This is a genomic window from Microcystis sp. M53598_WE2 (assembly GCF_030067735.1).
Classification (GTDB): Bacteria; Cyanobacteriota; Cyanobacteriia; order Cyanobacteriales; family Microcystaceae; genus Microcystis; species Microcystis aeruginosa.
The window spans coordinates 1-15,398 of sequence record NZ_JASJFE010000925.1; the positions used below are offsets into that span (position 1 = coordinate 1).

The following is a 15,398-nucleotide window of genomic DNA, read 5'->3' on the forward strand; positions in this document are numbered from 1 at the left end:
GAGAGCTATTGCTAAGTAGTCGTGCAAAATTAATTTCTTGGTTAGGATAGGCAAAAGGCAAGAGGCAAAAGGCAAAAGCTTGATCGAAATGTGTAATTAATTTTGCTTAGGTACTTATTTATCAAGAAAGATTAGGAGAAAATCATCCCCATACCCAAAAAGTAAGGCAAAATTTTATGATTCTATCGAATAAAGCTGCTGCCTTCCTTTAAATACGCGCAAAAAAGTCCCGTACAACTGGCAAAATTTTGTCTTTGCTCTGTATCTTTTATTTGCTTGACTTTTTGAGCAACTTGTGCTAGTAAATCTGGGAGCGAGTCTAAAAATAGGGTGTAGGCAACAGTATGCGATCGCCAATACCGCATCAGATTATACTTCATCTTTATGAGAAAAGCAGTATGAAGACAGGCACTGATGCAAAAGGGGGAATAAATAATCAGTTTTTAATAACCAGATTTAGTATCAGTGCAGAAATAATGACCCTACCAGCCTAAAAATAGCAAAAAACCCGGTGGGAAAATCTCCCCACCGGGTCAAAAAGGCAAAAGTAAAGAATTATTTCTGATCGGCCTTTTTGCTTGACTTATCGCCCATTTTGTACTTACGCAAGAAGCGATCGACCCGGCCCTCCGTATCGATCATCTTCTGGGTTCCCGTATAAAAAGGATGATTACCCGACCAAACCTCCACATGAATTTCTGGTTTTGTCGAACCCACCGTCATCACCAGTTCACCATTACAGATCACCTTAGCTTCCGGATACCAAGTAGGATGAATTTTTTTCGGCATAATAAACCTCTCTATTAACCTAACGTTTCGAGTATTGAGGCGCTTTGCGCGCTTTGTGAAGACCGTATTTTTTCCGTTCCTTCGCCCGGGGATCCCGAGTCAGATAACCTTCACTCTTGAGGGGAGGACGATTTTCCGGCGCTAATTGACATAAAGCTCTAGCGACACCCAATTTCACCGCGTCCGCTTGGCCGGTCAAACCACCGCCCTCGGCCTTAACGATGATATCATACTCGTTTTCCAGTCCCAAAGTCTCCAGAGGAGCCTTGATCGTCTGGATATAGGTGGGAATGCGGTTAAAATGGGTTTCTCCATCGCGACCGTTAACGGTAATTGCCCCCGTCCCCGGCACGAGACGCACGGCAGCGACCGCCGATTTGCGTCGTCCCGTTCCCCAATAAACTACCTTATTTTTACTGTCCGTGGCTTGCATTGACTTAATTTCCTCCTGCGGGAATCGTATTAATCGCTAAAACTTCCGGTTGTTGTGCCTGATGGGGATGTTCCGCACCGGCATAAACTTTCAGTTTCGTGAACAATTTCCGACCTAAGCTATTTTTCGGGAGCATTCCCTTAACAGCGTGTTCGATAATCCGTTCGGGAATGCGTTTTTGCAGTTTATCGAAGGTTTCTACCTTCATACCACCCGGTCTGCCGGAGTCGCGGCGATAAACTTTCTGTTGACGTTTTTTGCCCGTCACCGTCACTTTTTCGGCGTTAATAACAATGACAAAATCCCCCGTATCCAGATGGGGGGTGAAGGTGGCTTTATTTTTGCCCCGTAGAATCATTGCGATTTCGGTGGCCAGACGACCTAGACGCTGATCGGCCGCATCAATGACGTACCATTTCTGCTCTAGAGTCTCTAAATTTGGTAGAGGTGTTTTGTTCATGGTGAGTTTGCCTTGGTTTACAAAAATAATTTTTTTTATTGCCGACCTGGGTGTTGGGGTGTTGGGGTGTTAGGGTGTTGGGGTGTTGGGTTTTAGTTGAAATTCCCCTATTCCCCCATTACCCTATTCCCCTATCCCCTCTGCTCGGAAATAATAAAGAGGCTGAGTCTCGAACCAGACGCTATCGGCAAAGGGAAAATCGGCGTAACCCACCCGCAGTAAACATAGTCCTTTAGCTGGTGCGGCGTATTTGACCAATTCTCGGCGCTGATTGACCCAGATGTCGGTAAAGTTTTCTAGCGATCGCTCACCAGTTCCCACCTCCACCAACATTCCCACCAATAGGCGCACCATCCCGTACAAAAAGCCATTGGCTTGAATTTCCATCTGTACAAATGGCCCTTGACGGTAGCATTCCACCCCTTGTACTTCTACCCAGGAATGGTCACGACTAGAGTTAGCACGGTGAAAGGCGGCCAGATGGTGCTTACCCAATAGAGGCTTTAAGGCCCTGGCCATCAAATCGGCATCGAGGGGACGATGGTAGTAGTGCCAACTAAAGGGGCTAACAAAGAGATTGGGGATGGGGTCGGTATAGAGGGTGTAACGATAACGTCGCCAGAGGGCCGAGAAACGGGCGTGCCAGCGATCGGGAACCCGGGCCGAGGCCCGGATGACGATATCGTCATCTAGCCGAGCATTAAGAACCTTAGCCCAATGGGAAGGTGGGATCGGACTCTGCTGCTCGAAATGGGCAACTTGGGCGGCGGCGTGAACACCGCTATCGGTACGTCCGGCCCCGTGCAGAGTGACGTCATGACCGAGAATATCGGCCAGAGCCTTCTCGATTTCTTCCTGCACGCTCCTGTGATGGGGTTGCCGTTGCCAGCCGTGGAAATTAGTTCCCACATACTGGATAACTAGGGCGATCCGCGACTGGTGGCAAGCTGTCATCGTTACATCAGTTCGATAATCGCCATGGGGGCATTATCCCCGCGACGGCGCAGGGTACGCACTACCCTGGTATAACCGCCGTTACGGTTGCCATAACGGGCCTGGGCGCCTTCAAAGAGGGCGTGAACCAGTTGTTTGTCGTAGATGTAGCCCATAGCTTGGCGACGGGCGCTCAGGGAACCGTCTTTAGCTAGGGTGATAATGTGGTCTACCTCTGCTCGCACCGCTTTCGCTTTCGCTAGGGTGGTGGTGATCTGACCATGTAGAATTAGCTGGGTGGCCAAGCTGCGCAGCAGTGCCTTTCTTTGGTCAGCCGGCAGACCCAATTGAGGCACTTTACATCGATGTCTCATGGTATTTTCCTGGAATTGGGTTTACTTGCTTTTTTCTTGGGGTAGGGTGATGCCTAACCGTTTTTGTAGGGCTTCAATGACTTCTTCCGCCGATTTCTGCCCAAAGTTTTTGATTTCTAAGAGATCTTCTTGGCTGTAATCGAGGAGGTCGGCTACGGTGTTGATCTGCGCTCGCTTCAGGCAATTGTAGGCGCGCACGGATAATTGTAGTTCCTCGATCGGAATTTGGTTTTCTTGGTTGATCTCTTGGTCGTCAAAGTTACTGGAGGATTCGAGGGCGTTGAGATCCTTGAGCGGGTTAAAGAGATTAACTAGCATATCGGCCGCTTGGGAAAGGGCTTCTTTGGGGTTAATGCTCCCGTTTGTCCAAATTTCTAAGAGCAGACGATCTCTAGCTTGACCGCTTTCGGAACGGATATCTTCGACGCTGTAGTTGACTTTGGTTACGGGCATAAAAATCGAGTCGATTTGCAGAAAGTCTAGCGAAGTGGCTTCGTCTTTACTGCGATCGATCGCCCGATAGCCTTTGCCTTTTTCCACGCGAAATTCCATCTCTAGCTTGGCCCCTTCGGCTAGGGTAGCGACGTACTGATTGCGATCGACTATCTCGACTTCTGAGGGTAAATCGAATTGTGCCGCCACTACCGTCGCCGGTCCAGTTGCCACTAAACGCCCGATCTGGGTTTGATTGGTGTAGCTTTTCAGGATGATTTCTTTCATGTTGAGCATGAGTTCCATCACGTCCTCGCGTACTCCCTGGACGGTGGCAAATTCGTGATTGACTCCCGCGATCCGCAGGGCCGTCACGGCCGCCCCTTCCAGATTGGAAATGAGAATCCGTCTCAGGGCATTACCTACGGTCGTACCCTGGCCTCTTTCCAGAGGCTCTAGTACAAATTTACTGTACTGACTCTGATTCTTGTAAGTTTTTGCTTCTACACACTCGATTTGAAATTGCGCCACCGATTGACCTCCCTTGTTCAGTTATCAGTTATCAGTTATCAGTTATCAGTTTTCTCTAGCGTTCAGCATTTAACGTTCAGCGTTCAGTTTTTTGATCAGATGGTCTTTGACGACCCGATTCTCCTGCTGATGTGCGAAAAGCTAACGGCTGCCGGCCTCAAGATCCCTGTCACCTGAAAAAGCTGTTCACTGTTTACACTCTCCGGCGTTTGGGAGGACGACAGCCATTGTGGGGGATGGGGGTCACGTCCCGGATCAGGGTGATTTCTAATCCTGCTCCTTGCAGGGCCCGGATTGCGGTTTCCCGTCCTGCCCCAGGGCCGCTAACCATCACCTCTAGTTGACGCATTCCCTGTTCGATCGCTCGGCGGGCGGCGTTATCGGCGGCGGTTTGGGCGGCGAAGGGGGTTCCTTTTTTGGCTCCTTTAAAACCACTCGATCCCGCCGATGCCCAAGAGATCACATCGCCTTTGGTATCGGCGATCGTGACAATGGTATTGTTGAAGGTCGATTGAATGTGAGCGACTCCGGTAGGAATATTTTTCTTCTGTTTTTTGGGTCCGGTTTTTTTGGTTGGTCGCGCCATAGTTTTTCTTGATTGGGGGATATCGCAATGAATAAAAAATTATTTCTTGGAGGGGGCTTTTTTCTTCCCTGCCACTGTCACCCGACGACCGCGACGGGTCCGCGCATTGGTTCGCGTCCGTTGCCCGCGCACGGGTAATCCTAGCCGATGCCGACGACCTCGATAGGTGCCGATATCGGCGAGGCGTTTGATGTTCATCGCCTCCCAGCGTCTCAAATCCCCCTCGATTTGATAATTTGTTTCGATATAAGTCCGTAGCGCCGCCACGTCTTCATCGCTGAGATCCTTGACCCGAGTGTCAGGGTTAACACCCGTCGCAGATAAGACTTCTTGGGAACGCGATAGACCCACTCCGTAGAGGTAGGTCAGGGCGATTTCCACACGCTTATCGCGAGGTAGGTCTACACCAGCTATCCTTGCCACGCTTTTTCTTTCTCCCTATGAACGATTTTTTTTCCAAAAACGACTACAATTAACGGTAACGATTCTCTGCCCCAAGACAGTGACTTTGGTGGGTTAACCTTGTCTCTGCTTGTGTTTGGGGTTAGAACAAATTACCATGACTCGACCGCGCCGACGGATGACGCGGCACTTTTCGCACATTTTTTTGACAGACGCTCTAACTTTCATGCCTAACTATTCTGGCAACACTGCAAGCTTATTATTATATCAGATTTCTTTTACTCGTGTCACCTATTTTTTTAAAATAAATTTGGCCGCTTATTAGGCTTTTTGGCTTCTCTGCCCCTATTTATCGCTATTTTTTTTGATTTTTCAGGCGATAGGTAATTCTGCCTTTGGTTAGGTCGTAGGGGGTCAGTTCCACTTTGACTCGATCGCCGGGGAGGATTTTGATATAATTACGGCGGATTTTGCCAGATATATGGGCCAAGACGTTGAAACCGTTATCTAAATCCACCCTAAACATGGCGTTGGGCAAGGATTCGGTGACGGTTCCTTCCATTTCGATGAGATCTTGTTTAGACAAAGTTAATTCCTCAATTTCACTAGAGACAATTTAATTTAATGATCGGCAGCATCAACCGTGCTTTTAGCACAATTCCCCCAGTATAGCTTATCAGTTATCAGTGATCAGTAATCAGATGTGAGTTTTCAGTCCACAGCCAAAAAGCTCCCCATCTCCCCACTCCCCCCGCAACGCGCACGAAGTGGTCTCCCGACTCCCGACTCCCCACCCCCATCTCCCCACTACCAGGCAGTATTAACGAGTAATATTTAGATAATCAACAGCTTAACATTGCTGTGTTTTCACTGATTACTGATGACTGATTACTGATGACTGATGACTGTTCACTGTTCCCTGAAAAGCTAGATTACTCGGCGACAATTCGCCATTCATGGAGTTCGTACTCCACACAACCATTCTCGATTAAAGGATCGCGAACTATAATTGCTTGAGCTTCCTCAAGAGAATCGGCCTGAAATAATAACATTCCGCCGCCCCTTTCTGCCCAATAACCGGTTTTTGCTGCTCGTCCTTGGCTAATTAAATCACGCACATAGTCCTTATGGGCGCTGACATAGCGATCAAAGGTAGTTTTATCAACAATGCCTTTTTCTATCTTGACAAACCAGGGCATAAATTCTCAGTAGGCTAGGACTGATTAACAACCCTATAATTATACCGATTAATCTTGGCCGTCAATGGTGCAATGTAACAGAGCTATACAATTGGCTAGAGTTGTTGAAGATTGCTAGAATCGAGATAATATCTTCATTTCTCTACCTTGCTTGTCTCCATGAATCAACCCCAGGGATCTCTATTTTTTATTGCGCTTTTGCCGCCGACAGAAGTACAGGAAATTGCCACAAAAATCAAGGTAGAGTTTGCAGAAATTTACAATAGTCGTGCCGCCCTGAAATCGCCTCCCCACGTCACTCTCCAACCCCCTTTCCGGTGGAATTTAGAACAATTACCCGATTTAGAAAGATGTTTAGAGGAATTTGCCCGCTGGCACGCTCCTATTCCCCTAATTCTCCAGAATTTTGCCGCCTTTAAACCGCGAGTCATTTATATTAATGTCCAGAAAACCCCAGAATTATTAACCCTGCAAAAACGGCTTTTACAGCAGCTAGAATCTTCCTTGAATATCATTGATAATGCCTCAAAAAGCCGAGCTTTTGCGCCCCATTTAACCGTTGGCTTCCGAGATTTAACTAAAGATAATTTCTGGAAAGCTTGGTCAAAATATGCTAATCAAGAGCTATTTTTTGAGGTGATGATCGATCAAATTACCCTCCTAATCCATAACGGTAAGCACTGGGAAATTTATCGGCAATTTTCTCTATAATCTGGACCCTTGGGGTTTCTATCTACAGAGGAAGGGGTTATAGTGCTAAAATAGGAGAGAGCAGCTTTTAAAGCTTCATTTCTGGCTTTTTTCCGATATTTTAACCCAGAGAGCCATTTTACTGCGACTCCGCCGCCCTGAAACCTATGTTACTCAAAAATCCCCCGAAAATCTCCCCCAATCTGATCAAACAGTTAGAAGCGATCCTTGGCAAAGATGGAGTCATCCGTCGCAAAGATGAATTATTAACCTACGAGTGCGATGGTATCACAGGATACAGACAAAGACCCGCTCTTGTGGTACTGCCTCGCAGCACCGCAGAAATTGCGGCGGTGGTGAAACTCTGTCACGATAACGAGATTGCCTGGGTAGCGAGGGGTGCAGGAACGGGCTTATCGGGAGGGGCGTTACCCTTAGAAGAGGGGATTCTCATCGTCACGGTGCGGATGAATCAGATTCTCAGGGTTGATTTAGATAATCAAAGGGTGGTGGTGCAGCCCGGGGTGATTAATAATTGGGTGACACAAGCGGTAAGCGGGGCGGGATTTTATTACGCACCAGATCCCTCTAGTCAAATTATCTGCTCGATCGGCGGTAATGTGGCGGAAAATTCCGGCGGGGTTCACTGTTTAAAATACGGTGTCACTACCAATCACGTTATGGGCTTAAAAATCGTCCTTCCCGATGGTTCAATTATCGATGTGGGGGGTGCGGTACCGGAACAACCGGGCTACGATTTAACCGGTTTATTTGTGGGTTCCGAGGGAACTTTAGGCATCGCCACGGAAATCACCCTAAGAATCCTGAAAACTCCGGAATCTATCTGTGTTTTACTGGCCGATTTTACCAGTATCGAGGCGGCGGGCCAAGCGGTGGCGGATATTATTAAATCGGGAATGATTCCGGCGGGGATGGAGATTATGGATAATCTCAGTATCAACGCCGTGGAAGATGTGGTGGCTACCGGCTGTTATCCCCGGGATGCCGAGTCAGTTTTATTAGTGGAATTGGATGGTTTAGGGGTAGAAGTAACCAGGAATAAGCATCGGGTTGCCGAGATTTGCCGTCAAAATGGGGCGAGAAATATCACTACGGCTAATGATGCGGAAACCCGCTTGAAACTCTGGAAGGGCAGAAAAGCGGCTTTTGCGGCGGCGGGGAAAATTAGCCCTAATTACTTTGTGCAAGATGGGGTGATTCCCCGCACTCAATTGGTCTATGTTCTTCAGGAAATTAAGGCTTTAAGTGAAAAATACGGTTATAAAATCGCCAATGTTTTCCACGCCGGGGATGGCAATTTACACCCGTTGATTCTCTACAATAACAAGGTAGAGGGGGCCTGGGAAGAAGTGGAAGAGTTAGGCGGTGAAATTCTCAAACTTTGTGTGCGGGTTGGCGGCAGTTTATCGGGCGAACACGGTATCGGCATCGATAAAAATTGTTATATGCCCGCCATGTTCAACGAGATTGACTTAGAAACTATGGGCTATGTGCGGGACTGTTTTAATCCCAAAGGTTTAGCTAACCCGGGGAAATTATTCCCCACCCCGCGCAGCTGTGGGGAAGCCGCTAATGCCAAAATACAAGGGTTTGCGGGGGTGGATGTGTTTTAGGTTATCGGCAAGTATTGACTGATTACTGATTACAGTCCACCTTGGGGTCCTAGGGGCAGATTGATATTAGAGGGGAAAACTGGGACTTGTCTTTCTAGAAAGCGTTGAGTGACTAATTCTCGGAAAATCTCTAGGTCTTTTTGCCATTGTCCCAGATATTGTTTGAGCAGATTTAATCGATCGCTACCCTCGGCCAGATTATAGTTAAAGTTGCCGGCAAATAATAGCGCCGCTAGGGTTTTGCCATCGGGTAATTGCAATTTTACCTCGTTAATCCCCACAGATAACTGAGAGGTTTCTAACTGATAAAGTAGATTGATGCCGGCTTGTAGGGGGGCTGTACCGAAATTGAGCCAGGGACCGGGGGCCAGAAGAGTTTCGGTGATATATTTTTTAGCGGCATCGGGGCTACTAGGGAGAGGAACAATGCTTTTCGGGGCGATACTCAGGGCTTGATATTCGGCTAAAGGGAGTTTATCTAGATATAAACCAACAATTTCTGGCAGTTTCAGTTTCAGGCTATCGGGAGAGTTAATTATCTCCACAAAGGTAATTGTCCGGGGTTGGGCGACGATGCTGATACCATTTTGAAAATTAACTTGAGCGTAATTAGGATTGAGTACCGGCTGGCCATTTAATTCCCAGTCGGGGGGAACTATTCCCGAATATTTGAGGAAATCAACCGTTAGCATGGCGGGATTGAGGCTTTTGGCTGTAATTGCGATGGAAAGTTCTTGTATTTCCCCCAAACTAGCCAGAGGTTGATTGGAGTTATTGTCAGTGGTGGTAATCATCAATTTTCTCCGTGGATATTTATGTTTTCTTTCTAAGTGGGTGGGGGTTAAAAATTGTTCAGATCCGCCCCTTATTAAGCCGGGAGCGGCACCCCCCTTATTAAGGGGGGATTAAGGGGGGATCAAAGACAAAATCTATCTTCAATTTAATTGAAACCACTAACTTAGGGTTACAGTTAAATTATTCTGGGTCTCGGTGGCCTAGTCACTAATCAACTCAGACACAGGACAAGAGAGCCATTCTAAATAATTATTACTCAATTCTTTCACGGCTAATTCATAGAACCTCTGACCGTGTTCGGGAGTGGCTAAAGCAGGATTGGAACCCATACGACCATCGGGGTAGTTTTGGCGAAAATTAGCCGCACCGTAAATACCATGACCAGAAGCCACTTTTTCCGATAAAAAGGCATTTTTAAGGCTCTCAGGGTAAAGATACTGAGTTAACGCCACTTCGCTCGGTGTAGCGTGGGAACCCTCCTGATATCCATACAATTCTTTGGCTAAAAGATAAACTTCTCGCACCATAAACCAATTGGCCACTTGACATTTAACCTCGTTTGTGTTAGGTAAATTGAGGGCATCCAAATGATAATAGGTTTCCGCAAAAGCGGCTTTTAGGGTGGCAATATTGCCCCCGTGACCATTGATAAAGAAAAATTGACGAAAACCGGCTCTAGCTAAACAAGTCACATAGTCGAGGATGACTTGAATCAAAGTGCTAGGACGAAGACTAATTGTACCTGGAAAAGCCGTGTGATGTAGGGCCATACCGACATTTAAGGTGGGTGCTACCATTGCTCGTACCTGTTTCCCCACTCCTTTAGCGATCGCCTCCGCACATAGAGCATCTGTACCAATCAGTCCCGTCGGCCCGTGTTGTTCCGTGGAACCAATGGGAATAATAATTCCCTGAGATTGTTCTAGATAGGATTCCACCTCTAACCAGGTGGATAACTGTAATAACATTCGGCTCTACCCTCCCGAGTGCAGGTTGACCAATTGAGATAAAATTAGGACGAATAATCAAGTATTTTTATGTTAACCCTTGACAACCCCCCCTTGTCGGCGAGTGCGGATTTCGTTCCCAATCATCGGATTTTAATCGTTGAAGATGAAGAAGTGATTCGGGATATGATTATTTTGGCTTTGGAAGAAGAAGGTTACGAGGCTCTCGGTGTTAGTGATGGTCGCGTTGCCCTAGAATTACTGCAAAGTCAAGAATCTAATCACGGTGAGTCTCGTTTTGATTTGGTCGTTTTGGATTTAATGTTACCCCAAATCAACGGTCTTGATATCTGTCGTCTGTTGCGCTATCACGGCAATATTATCCCGATTTTAATTTTAAGTGCTAAGGCCAGCGAAACCGATCGAGTTTTGGGTTTAGAAGTAGGTGCCGATGATTATCTGACTAAACCCTTTAGTATGCGCGAATTAGTCGCTCGTTGTCGCGCTCTCATTCGTCGTCAAGGATTTACTTCCCTAGCTGCCGCTCCCGTGCGAAAATTCCGCGATGTTCTTCTCTATCCCCAGGAATGTCGGGTGACGGTGCGAGATGAAGAAATTAACCTTTCTCCTAAAGAATTCCGTCTCCTAGACCTATTTATGAGTTATCCGCGCCGAGTTTGGTCAAGAGAGCAATTAATTGAACAAATTTGGGGGCCAGATTTTTTAGGAGACACCAAAACCGTCGATGTTCACATTCGCTGGTTACGGGAAAAACTAGAAATCGATCCCAGTCAACCAGAATACCTGATTACTGTACGCGGTTTCGGTTATCGTTTTGGCTAGGTGAGCGATTATATTTTCAAGTTTAGCGATCGCCGCTCGCGCAGACAATGACTATTTTCGCTTTTATTTTGGGAGTAGTTTTAGGTTTGAGTATTTGTTACTGGCAAGTCTCACGCTTAAATAGAGAGTTAAAGCGAACCCTGAGCGCTCTCTCGGATTCGGCGGATTTGTCGGCTTCTTTTCCCGTTACCTCCCTAGTGCGTCGAGAATTACAGTTTCTCTCCCAAAGTCTGCAAGAGCGAGAAAAGAGCTTAGAAATTCAGAAATCCTTGCTAGAACGAGCGCCGATCGCCTATCTTCATATAGATGCCGATAATCAACTGCTCTGGTGTAATCAACAGGCAATTACCCTCTTAAAACTCGATCGCTGGCAGCCAGATCAGGTACGTCTGCTGCTGGAATTAGTGCGCTCCTACGAATTAGATCAATTAATTCAAGAAACTCGTCAAAAACAGAGTCCACAGGTGCAAACTTGGACTTTTTACCCGACTAATTATCCTGTCACCCCCATTAGCGATCGCCAAGTGATTGCTCCTAAATCGATTGCCTTGAAAGGTTACGGTTATCCCTTGCCAGAAGGTCAAATCGCTGTATTTATCGAAAATAGACAGCCTTTAGTGGAATTATCGCAAAATCGCGAGCGAGCTTTCTCTGACTTAACTCACGAGTTACGCACTCCCTTAACCTCCATTTCTCTCCTTACCGAAGCTTTACAAAAACGCCTCCAAGCTCCCGAAAGACGCTGGTTAGAACAAATGGGGAAAGAAGTGGAGCGTTTGAGTCAATTAGTCTGCGATTGGCTAGAAATCAGTGAATTACAAGCGGATGCGGGGCGATCTTTACAATACCAGATGATTAATCTACAGGATCTAATCCGCGCCGCTTGGCAGACTGTCACCCCAATAGCCGCCCAAAAACAGATTAGCTTAGATTATTCCTCTCCGGTGGATTGGACGCTGGAAGTGGATCATTCTCGTCTGCTGCAAGTTTTCCTGAATCTCTTTGATAATGCCATCAAGTATAGTCCCGATCGAGGGAAAATTCGCCTAGAAATTCGAGAAATATCCGATACTATCGGGGAAAAATGGCTAAAAATTGACGTTATCGACAACGGGAAGGGATTTAACGAAGCGGATCTACCCTACGTTTTTGATCGCCTCTTTCGCGGTGATCCTTCCCGCACCCGTCAAAAACAAGGCACAAAGGATTATAGTACCGGTTTAGGTTTATCGATTGCCAAAGAGATTATTCAAGCCCATGGCGGTTCGATCGTCGCTCAAAATGATCCTAACACCGGCGGCGCTCGCCTACAAGTCACTCTCCCCCGTCAAAAAAAGGAGATGAGGTGATGGGTGTGGGGTGTGGGGAGAAAAAAATCTGTCAAGTTCTCTGGACAACTGTACAAAATCGAAAATTTTCTTGTTATCACTGTAGAGAAAGAGTAGTTTTATGTTAAGCGAATCCGACCGTGAGCCTATCCAAAGAAACCAATCATCCCGATCGCACCTATTTCGCTCGTTCTCTCCAGCGATTGGAACAGGATGTGCTGAGAATGGGAACCTTGGTCGAAGAATCCTTTCGTCTTAGCCATCAATCCCTTTTTGCTAGGGATTTGGAAATGGCGAAAAAAATCGCCCCCCTTGACAAGGAAATCGATCGCTACTACCGTCAAATCGAGTTAGATTGTGCCACTCTCATGACTCTACAGGCTCCCGTAGCCCAAGATTTGCGGCTTTTAAGTGCTTTTATGCAATTAGTGCGCGATTTGGAGCGTATCGGCGATTATGCCAAGGATTTAGCCGAAATAGCGCTCAAGTTATTCGCCTATACTCCTCATGATTGTATGAGTGAGATCGAGGCCATGTCCCACCATGCTCAGTATATGTTAGCCACGAGTCTGGTTGCTCTGGCTGACCTCGATCAGGAAGCCGGTCCAAAGGTCAAAGAACTAGATAATACGGTCGATCAAGCCTATGACTATCTTTATCACACTCTCGCCCATCAAAGAGATATTAAGGGTGTGGTGGAACCAATCCTGCTGATGGCTTTACTAATCCGTCATCTGGAACGTATGGCCGATCACGCCACCAATATCGCCCAAAGGGTATCCTACATCGTTACTGGACAGAGAGGCTGAGGGTGCGGGTGTCCTGAGTTGATTTCTCTGGAACTCTGGCCCGCGCTTTTAGCGTTTACGACTCAGGGGGTTAAAAATTTCACTTAACCCCTCTCCCAAGAGAGATAAACCCACCACCATCGTGGTCATCGCTAATCCGGGAAATAAAGTAGTCCACCAGATACCTGTAGATAAATCCGCCAAAGCTTCCTTGAGATCATGACCCCATTCCGGCACTTCTTCTGGTAATCCTAAGCCTAAAAAGCCTAAACCGCCTAAAACAAGGATCGCATCCGCCGCGTTGAGGGTAAAAAGAACCGGGACACTCTGGACGACATTAAAGAAAAGATATTTTGATAGTATCCGGCTAGGACTGGCACCGATCGCTCGTGCCGCTTCGATAAATAACTCATTTTTAACGCTGGCGGTTTGATTTCTGACCACGCGAAAATATTGGGGAATATAGGCAATGCTAACAGCGATCGCTACATTGACGATACCACGACCCAAGACGAAGGCGAGAGCCACCGATAATAATAACCCCGGCAAGGTGTAGAGGGTATCCATGAGAAAGAGGAGAACGCGATCGATCTTACCCCCCAAATAACCGCTAATTAACCCTAAAGGAACCCCGATGACTAAAGATAATCCTGTGGCCAAAAATACCACGGACAAGGCCGCCCGGGCCCCGAATAGGGTGCGGGAAAAGACATCATAACCGCGCACATTCGTCCCGAACCAATGGGCAGAACTGGGGGCTTGTAGGGGATAATTGCTTAAAATGTCGGTTGGATCCTGAATCAGGCTGATCGCTTGCAGAAGGGGCGAAAACAGGGCAATCAGGATAAAAATAATTGTCAATACCAACCCAACCCCTAGGAGTTTAGTGGTTAGGTTGGGTTTCAGAAAAGGATCGATCGGCAATTTAACAGGAGTCATCGACAAAATTTAGCCATTGCATAGAACGCTAATTGTAGAAGACAAGGCCAACCTGAGACAAGAGCAGTGTTTTTTTCAGACAGCTGGGGCCGAAACGACCATAAACCAGAGCAAGACTGCTAAAGCTAAAACAGTTAGTTTAATCAGGATATAAAGCAGTCCGTTGGGATAAAGGAGATCGTGAAACATATTACCTCCTCGGGAGAGAGTAGCGATTGTCCCTCTCTATCTTTGATCTTAAGTCTTTCTTTGTTCAGGTGACGCACAACTTAACAAAACGTGCGATTATAGGGAAAAAGATTTTTTCACTAGCTATGGCACTACTGACCACGGGAAAACCATTTATTCGCGATCTGGAACAATACGGTGCTTTAGGGGTTTACGCACCCTTAGAAGGGGGTTACGAGGGACGCTATCAAAGACGTTTACGGGCCACCGGTTACAATGTCCTGCATATCACCGCTAGAGGTCTAGGGGATTTAAGTGCCTATCTTACCGGCATTCATGGAGTCCGTCCCCCCCATTTAGGTAAAAAAAATATTGGTCGGGAAGCAGCCGTCGGACCGGTTTATTTTATTCCTCCCATTGCTACCTATCAATTGGAAAATTTACCCCCCAAATCTAAAGGTTTAGTGATTTGGATTATTGAAAGTTTTGTTTTGTCCTCGGAAGAAAAACAATACTTAATTAATCTTAGTCAACAGGAACCCCGGTTAAAATTTGTCCTCGAATTGGGTGGGGAAAGATATTTCCGTTGGCAACCTTTGAGCAAATCTTTAGTCGCTGCCTAAATTACCGAAATAACACGGTTATTGAAATATCTCCCCCTCAACCCCTCTCCCCGGAGAGGGAGACTTCAATTCTTGAGAGTTTGTTGTTCCTCCCTCACCCTTTGGTAGCTATTCATTTAATTTTCTTAATTTCGCGAGTTGGCCTAGGTGAATTTGCCATAATATGGGATATCGTTGCCGCAAAAAACCTAGGAGTTAAATCGTGACAGTGAGAGTTCGTATTGCCCCCAGTCCCACGGGAAATTTACACATTGGAACAGCGCGCACAGCCGTGTTTAACTGGCTTTTTGCCCATCATCACCGAGGGAAATTTATCTTGCGCGTGGAAGATACAGATTTAGAACGTTCTCGACCAGAATATACGGAAAATATTCAAGCGGGCCTACAATGGTTAGGACTGAATTGGGATGAAGGTCCTTTTTTTCAAACTCAACGCCTTAATTATTATCGTCAGGCTATTCAAACCCTGCTCGATCGAGGTTTAGCCTATCGTTGTTATTGTAC

At 46.7% G+C, this 15,398-nt stretch carries 22 protein-coding genes; 7 read left to right on the forward strand and 15 right to left on the reverse strand.

What is annotated here, in order from left to right:
• Nucleotides 1-182: 182 nt before the first annotated feature.
• The 12 genes from PX636_RS18775 to PX636_RS18830 all read right to left on the reverse strand — a co-directional run bounded on the left by PX636_RS18775 (nt 183) and on the right by PX636_RS18830 (nt 6,139).
• Nucleotides 183-380 carry a hypothetical protein gene (locus tag PX636_RS18775; protein WP_079209353.1) on the reverse strand — a complete coding sequence of 66 codons (198 nt, stop codon included), beginning with the start codon at nt 378-380 and terminating at the stop codon, nt 183-185.
• 175 nt (nt 381-555) lie between these two features.
• Nucleotides 556-789, reverse strand: a complete 234-nt coding sequence (gene rpmE, locus PX636_RS18780) for a 50S ribosomal protein L31 (protein WP_002760058.1) — start codon at nt 787-789, stop codon at nt 556-558.
• 19 nt (nt 790-808) lie between these two features.
• Nucleotides 809-1,222 (reverse strand): 30S ribosomal protein S9, encoded by a 414-nt coding sequence (gene rpsI / locus PX636_RS18785; RefSeq protein WP_002760057.1) that lies wholly within the window; start codon nt 1,220-1,222, stop codon nt 809-811.
• 4 nt (nt 1,223-1,226) lie between these two features.
• Nucleotides 1,227-1,682 (reverse strand): 50S ribosomal protein L13, encoded by a 456-nt coding sequence (gene rplM / locus PX636_RS18790; protein WP_002780818.1) that lies wholly within the window; start codon nt 1,680-1,682, stop codon nt 1,227-1,229.
• A 123-nt stretch (nt 1,683-1,805) separates the two neighbouring features.
• Complete coding sequence (gene truA, locus PX636_RS18795; RefSeq protein ID WP_288118278.1) at nt 1,806-2,636, reverse strand: tRNA pseudouridine(38-40) synthase TruA; 831 nt, start codon at nt 2,634-2,636, stop codon at nt 1,806-1,808.
• 2 nt (nt 2,637-2,638) lie between these two features.
• A complete protein-coding gene (gene rplQ / locus PX636_RS18800) occupies nt 2,639-2,989 on the reverse strand; it encodes a 50S ribosomal protein L17 (protein WP_002760055.1) in 351 nt (116 codons plus the stop codon).
• A 21-nt stretch (nt 2,990-3,010) separates the two neighbouring features.
• A complete protein-coding gene (locus PX636_RS18805; RefSeq protein WP_002796019.1) occupies nt 3,011-3,952 on the reverse strand; it encodes a DNA-directed RNA polymerase subunit alpha in 942 nt (313 codons plus the stop codon).
• 193 nt (nt 3,953-4,145) lie between these two features.
• A complete protein-coding gene (rpsK, locus tag PX636_RS18810; RefSeq protein ID WP_002735413.1) occupies nt 4,146-4,538 on the reverse strand; it encodes a 30S ribosomal protein S11 in 393 nt (130 codons plus the stop codon).
• Between the two features lie 39 nt (nt 4,539-4,577).
• The gene (gene rpsM / locus PX636_RS18815; protein ID WP_002735415.1) at nt 4,578-4,961 is read right to left on the reverse strand and encodes a 30S ribosomal protein S13; all 384 of its coding nucleotides are present in this window, start codon (nt 4,959-4,961) and stop codon (nt 4,578-4,580) included.
• A 93-nt stretch (nt 4,962-5,054) separates the two neighbouring features.
• A complete protein-coding gene (gene rpmJ / locus PX636_RS18820) occupies nt 5,055-5,168 on the reverse strand; it encodes a 50S ribosomal protein L36 (RefSeq protein WP_012593611.1) in 114 nt (37 codons plus the stop codon).
• Nucleotides 5,169-5,295: 127 nt separating this feature from the next.
• Nucleotides 5,296-5,526 (reverse strand): translation initiation factor IF-1, encoded by a 231-nt coding sequence (gene infA, locus PX636_RS18825; protein ID WP_002737109.1) that lies wholly within the window; start codon nt 5,524-5,526, stop codon nt 5,296-5,298.
• 346 nt (nt 5,527-5,872) lie between these two features.
• A complete protein-coding gene (locus PX636_RS18830) occupies nt 5,873-6,139 on the reverse strand; it encodes a YciI family protein (RefSeq protein WP_002796020.1) in 267 nt (88 codons plus the stop codon).
• A gap of 159 nt (nt 6,140-6,298) precedes the next feature.
• Between PX636_RS18830 and PX636_RS18835 the strand changes: the two genes are divergently transcribed.
• Nucleotides 6,299-6,850, forward strand: coding sequence for a 2'-5' RNA ligase family protein (locus PX636_RS18835; protein WP_288118280.1), 552 nt, complete (start codon nt 6,299-6,301; stop codon nt 6,848-6,850).
• Between the two features lie 146 nt (nt 6,851-6,996).
• Nucleotides 6,997-8,463: a glycolate oxidase subunit GlcD gene (glcD, locus tag PX636_RS18840; RefSeq protein WP_288118281.1), complete on the forward strand. Its 1,467-nt coding sequence runs from the start codon at nt 6,997-6,999 to the stop codon at nt 8,461-8,463.
• A 29-nt stretch (nt 8,464-8,492) separates the two neighbouring features.
• Here glcD and PX636_RS18845 read toward each other — a convergent pair whose 3' ends face one another.
• Together PX636_RS18845 and PX636_RS18850 are read right to left on the reverse strand one after the other, a co-directional pair.
• Complete coding sequence (locus tag PX636_RS18845) at nt 8,493-9,257, reverse strand: hypothetical protein (RefSeq protein ID WP_012267633.1); 765 nt, start codon at nt 9,255-9,257, stop codon at nt 8,493-8,495.
• Between the two features lie 201 nt (nt 9,258-9,458).
• Nucleotides 9,459-10,226, reverse strand: a complete 768-nt coding sequence (locus PX636_RS18850; RefSeq protein ID WP_288118283.1) for a creatininase family protein — start codon at nt 10,224-10,226, stop codon at nt 9,459-9,461.
• A gap of 69 nt (nt 10,227-10,295) precedes the next feature.
• Between PX636_RS18850 and PX636_RS18855 the strand changes: the two genes are divergently transcribed.
• The 3 genes from PX636_RS18855 (at nt 10,296) to phoU (ending at nt 13,185) form a co-directional block, all read left to right on the forward strand.
• A complete protein-coding gene (locus tag PX636_RS18855) occupies nt 10,296-11,048 on the forward strand; it encodes a response regulator transcription factor (RefSeq protein ID WP_002796025.1) in 753 nt (250 codons plus the stop codon).
• A 47-nt stretch (nt 11,049-11,095) separates the two neighbouring features.
• Nucleotides 11,096-12,397, forward strand: a complete 1,302-nt coding sequence (locus PX636_RS18860; RefSeq protein WP_125730928.1) for a sensor histidine kinase — start codon at nt 11,096-11,098, stop codon at nt 12,395-12,397.
• A gap of 119 nt (nt 12,398-12,516) precedes the next feature.
• The gene (gene phoU / locus PX636_RS18865; protein WP_012267636.1) at nt 12,517-13,185 is read left to right on the forward strand and encodes a phosphate signaling complex protein PhoU; all 669 of its coding nucleotides are present in this window, start codon (nt 12,517-12,519) and stop codon (nt 13,183-13,185) included.
• Nucleotides 13,186-13,233: 48 nt separating this feature from the next.
• Here phoU and PX636_RS18870 read toward each other — a convergent pair whose 3' ends face one another.
• A complete protein-coding gene (locus PX636_RS18870) occupies nt 13,234-14,103 on the reverse strand; it encodes an ABC transporter permease (RefSeq protein ID WP_002796028.1) in 870 nt (289 codons plus the stop codon).
• Nucleotides 14,104-14,417: 314 nt separating this feature from the next.
• On the opposite strand from PX636_RS18870, the gene PX636_RS18875 reads away from it, so the two are divergent.
• Together PX636_RS18875 and PX636_RS18880 are read left to right on the forward strand one after the other, a co-directional pair.
• Nucleotides 14,418-14,894, forward strand: coding sequence for an NAD(P)H-quinone oxidoreductase subunit N (locus tag PX636_RS18875; RefSeq protein ID WP_002735370.1), 477 nt, complete (start codon nt 14,418-14,420; stop codon nt 14,892-14,894).
• Nucleotides 14,895-15,096: 202 nt separating this feature from the next.
• Nucleotides 15,097-15,398: glutamate--tRNA ligase family protein (locus PX636_RS18880; protein ID WP_288118286.1), on the forward strand; the 302-nt coding region annotated here is incomplete at its 3' end.

Coding starts and splice junctions, on each gene's coding strand:
- PX636_RS18775 (WP_079209353.1), bottom strand. CDS start 380: ATGAAGTATAATCTGATGCGGTATTGGCGATCGCATACTGTTGCCTAC.
- rpmE (WP_002760058.1), bottom strand. CDS start 789: ATGCCGAAAAAAATTCATCCTACTTGGTATCCGGAAGCTAAGGTGATC.
- rpsI (WP_002760057.1), bottom strand. CDS start 1,222: ATGCAAGCCACGGACAGTAAAAATAAGGTAGTTTATTGGGGAACGGGA.
- rplM (WP_002780818.1), bottom strand. CDS start 1,682: ATGAACAAAACACCTCTACCAAATTTAGAGACTCTAGAGCAGAAATGG.
- truA (WP_288118278.1), bottom strand. CDS start 2,636: ATGACAGCTTGCCACCAGTCGCGGATCGCCCTAGTTATCCAGTATGTG.
- rplQ (WP_002760055.1), bottom strand. CDS start 2,989: ATGAGACATCGATGTAAAGTGCCTCAATTGGGTCTGCCGGCTGACCAA.
- rpsK (WP_002735413.1), bottom strand. CDS start 4,538: ATGGCGCGACCAACCAAAAAAACCGGACCCAAAAAACAGAAGAAAAAT.
- rpmJ (WP_012593611.1), bottom strand. CDS start 5,168: ATGAAAGTTAGAGCGTCTGTCAAAAAAATGTGCGAAAAGTGCCGCGTC.
- PX636_RS18830 (WP_002796020.1), bottom strand. CDS start 6,139: ATGCCCTGGTTTGTCAAGATAGAAAAAGGCATTGTTGATAAAACTACC.
- PX636_RS18835 (WP_288118280.1), top strand. CDS start 6,299: ATGAATCAACCCCAGGGATCTCTATTTTTTATTGCGCTTTTGCCGCCG.
- glcD (WP_288118281.1), top strand. CDS start 6,997: ATGTTACTCAAAAATCCCCCGAAAATCTCCCCCAATCTGATCAAACAG.
- PX636_RS18845 (WP_012267633.1), bottom strand. CDS start 9,257: ATGATTACCACCACTGACAATAACTCCAATCAACCTCTGGCTAGTTTG.
- PX636_RS18850 (WP_288118283.1), bottom strand. CDS start 10,226: ATGTTATTACAGTTATCCACCTGGTTAGAGGTGGAATCCTATCTAGAA.
- PX636_RS18855 (WP_002796025.1), top strand. CDS start 10,296: ATGTTAACCCTTGACAACCCCCCCTTGTCGGCGAGTGCGGATTTCGTT.
- PX636_RS18860 (WP_125730928.1), top strand. CDS start 11,096: ATGACTATTTTCGCTTTTATTTTGGGAGTAGTTTTAGGTTTGAGTATT.
- PX636_RS18870 (WP_002796028.1), bottom strand. CDS start 14,103: ATGACTCCTGTTAAATTGCCGATCGATCCTTTTCTGAAACCCAACCTA.
- PX636_RS18875 (WP_002735370.1), top strand. CDS start 14,418: ATGGCACTACTGACCACGGGAAAACCATTTATTCGCGATCTGGAACAA.